Below are 3,320 nucleotides of genomic sequence, written 5' to 3'. Positions count from 1 at the left end.
CGGCGGTCTGGCCGCCGACGACGGCCCCGCTGCCCGCCACGGCGTCGCGGACCCGGTTCACGGTGGCCCGGGCGGCCGTGGTGTCGGGCGGGTCGGCGAGGACGACGGCCAGGTGGGCGTAGCCGCCCGCCGAGCGGTCCTGGGCCGCGCTCGTCACGCCGGGGACCTTGCCGACGGTCGCCAGCACCGTCCCGGCCGCGGCGTCGGCGACGTAGACGTCGGCGGGTTCGGACGACCCGGCCGGGAAGTGCCGGGCGATCTGCCGCTGCCCGGCGACGGCGTCGGTGGTCTTGGTGAACTGCTCGTCGAGGGTCTGCCCGGACTCGAGGGTGAACGAGGCGGCGGCGAGGACGGCGAGGACGGCGGCCGAGCCGACCCAGACCAGGCGCGGACGGGCGTCGACGGTGGCGGCCACCCGCCGCCACGGCCCCGACCCGGGCGCGGCGGCGGGAACGGTCGCCGACGCGGTGGCGGACGCGGTGGCGGCGATGGGCCTTCTCGGCCAGAACACCCAGCGGCCGAGGCAGACCAGCATCGCGGGCAGCAGGGACGTGGCGGCCAGGCAGACGACGGCGACGCCGACCGCGACGACCGGGCCGAGGCCCTGGGTGTTGTTCATCTTCCCGAAGACCAGGCAGAGGGCGGCGATCGCGACGGTTCCGGCGGACGCGGCGACCGCGGGCAGGCAGCGGCGCAGCGCGTGCGCCATGGCCTCGTGCCGGTCGGCGCGGCGTCCGAGCTCCTCGCGGTAGCGGGCGATGAGCAGCAGCGCGTAGTCGGTGCCGACGCCGAGGCCGAGGACGGTCAGGATGTAGCTGGACTGGCCGTCCACCCTGAGGTCGGCGTACCTGGCGAGCAGGTAGACCACGCCGGTGGCGATCCACGTGCCGAAGAACGTCGCCAGCAGCGGGACCAGCCACAGCACGGGGCTGCGGTAGGTGATCAGCAGGACGAGGGTGACGATGCCGAGGGTCACGCCGAGCAGGACGCCGTCCATGCCGGAGTAGACCTCGATGTAGTCGGCGATGGTGCCGGCCTGCCCGGTGACGCGGATGTCCAGTCCGGGCGGCGCCGTCTTCGCGGTGGTCCGCCGGAGCCGGTCGACGGCGTCGCCGAGCACGCCGTTGTCGTTGGAAGCCATCGGGACGGGCGCGCTGAACAGCACGGACTTGCCGTCGGCGGACCTGGTCGCCGCGGTGGCGCCGGTGGTCGCGGCGCGGTCGCCGTCCACCTTGGCCAGGTCGGCGGGGGTGAGCCCGCCGTCGCGGGTGTAGACGACGACGGCGGTCGCCCGGTCCTTCTCGGCGAAGTGCCGCTCGGCGATGCGCACGGCCCGGGTGGACTGGGAGTCGGCGGGCAGCCACGAGGCGGGGTCGTTGTCCTGGACGTCGGCGATCTTGGCCGCGAAGCCGCCGGCGATCATCAGGATCAGCGCCCAGGCCGCCAGCACCGCCCACTTGGCGCGCCGCCCGGTGACGAAGGCGACATAGCCGTTCCACCGGGACGGCGGGAGGGGTGCGGGCGGCGGCTGCGGGGTCTCGGAAAGCCGGGTTGCTGAGGTGTCGGTCATGGGCTTCTCACAGGAGGAGGACAGGGCGGGGATCGGTCGGCCGGACGCGCCGGGCTGTCCGGCGTTCGTCCGTGTGCGGGTGCGGGCGGGTGTGGTGCGTGCCCGGGATCGCATGCCCCCGGGCCGTGCGCGCCCGGGGGCGATGGGACGGGCTCGCTGGGTTCCGTCCGAACGTCTGTGCGGTTAATCGCCTTGACCCGCCCCGCCGGTCCGCCGTGACGAGGCTCGATTGTGAACTAAGTCACAGAGCCTGCCTGTCGCCGCGCAGGCCCACCTGATTTCGCGCAGCCGCGGGTCCGCGACATCGAGAGGTCTCGACCGAACCCATCGCCCGATTCATCCCCGTCCGTGCCGCATGTGTCGATCGTCACACGCGGGACCGGTCACCGATGGCCTCGCGGCGAAGTCAGGGAGGTGAACGCGGCGCCACCGCCGCTCGCGCGACCCGGCCCGTCCCGGACGGCCGCACGAGAATCCCAGCCGACAAGGAACACGGATATGACGCAACCCCCACCCGTCCCGGCCGGCCCAGGCCGGCTCGGATTCCTCGGCACCGGCCGGGGCAAGGTCGTCCTGGCGCTGCTGTGCCTGGTCGCCTTCATCGACCTCATCGACGCGTCCATCGTCAACGTCGCCCTGCCCGCCATGCGGGACGACCTCGACTTCTCCCAGCAGTCCCTGCAGTGGGTGCCGTCGGGCTACCTGCTCACCTACGGCGGGTTCATGCTGCTCGGCGGCCGGCTCGCCGACCTGCTCGGACGCCGCCGCGTCCTGGTGACCGGGACCGTGGTGTTCGGGCTCGCCTCCATCGTCGGCGGCCTCGCCCAGAACGAGCAGACGATGATCACCGCCCGGCTCGCGCAGGGACTCGGCGCGGCGCTCATGTCCCCGGCCGCCCTGTCGGCGCTCACCACCGCCTTCGTCGGCCGGGAGCGCGCAACCGCGCTCGGCGTGTGGGGCGGCGTCGCCGGGGCCGCCTCGGCCATCGGCGTGCTCGCGGGCGGCGCGCTCACCGACGGCCCCGGCTGGCGCTGGGTCATGTGGGTGAACCCGCCCGCGGTCGTGGTCATCGTCACCGGCGCGCTGTGGCTGCTCGCCGACGACGCGCGCAAGGCGTCCCTGCGGAGCTTCGACCTGCCCGGCGCCGCGCTCGCCACCGGCGGGATGCTGCTGCTGGTCTACGGGCTCGTCGAAGCGCCGGAGAAGGGCTGGGACACCGCCCGCACGTGGCTGGCGCTCGCCGGCGCGCTGGTCCTGCTGGCGGCGTTCGTGGTCAACGAGGCCCGCAGCCGGAACCCGCTGCTCCCGCTGTCCATCTTCAGGATCCGGGGCCTGCCGGGAGCCGACGTGGCGCAGTTCGTCGCCATGGCCGGCTTCATCGCGATGTTCTTCTTCCTCAGCCTCTACATGCAGTCGGTGCTCGGCTACTCGCCCGTCAAGACCGGCCTGGCGTACCTGCCGCTCACCGCCGCGGTCGGCATCGGCTCCGGCGTGACCGCGGGCCTGATCCCCAAGGTCGGCACCCGGCCGCTCATCATCGCCGGGCTGCTGGTCGGCGCGGCGGGCATGTGGCTGCTCGCGCAGGTCCCCGTGGACGGGAGCTACGCGCGGGACCTGCTGCCGGGCCTGCTGGTCGTCGGCGTGGGCCTCGCCCTGGTGTTCGTCGCGGTCACCACCGCCGCCAACGCCGGGGTCCCCGCGGACAAGGCGGGCCTGGCGGCCGCGCTGGTCAACGCGTCCAGCCAGGTCG

General features: G+C 74.2%; 2 protein-coding genes. One reads left to right on the top strand and one right to left on the bottom strand.

The genetic code is table 11. The annotated features are described in order from the left end of the window. A partial coding sequence (locus AB0J52_RS33200) for an MMPL family transporter (protein ID WP_500186815.1) occupies positions 1 to 1,570 on the bottom strand: 1,570 nt, incomplete at its 3' end. Between the two features lie 498 nt (positions 1,571 to 2,068). Here AB0J52_RS33200 and AB0J52_RS33195 point away from each other — a divergent pair. Beyond that, positions 2,069 to 3,320: MFS transporter (locus AB0J52_RS33195; protein ID WP_500186814.1), on the top strand; the 1,252-nt coding region annotated here is incomplete at its 3' end.

Source organism: Spirillospora sp. NPDC049652 (assembly GCF_040675125.1).
GTDB lineage: Bacteria > Actinomycetota > Actinomycetes > Streptosporangiales > Streptosporangiaceae > Spirillospora.
This window is presented reverse-complemented; position numbering and strand designations above follow the sequence as displayed.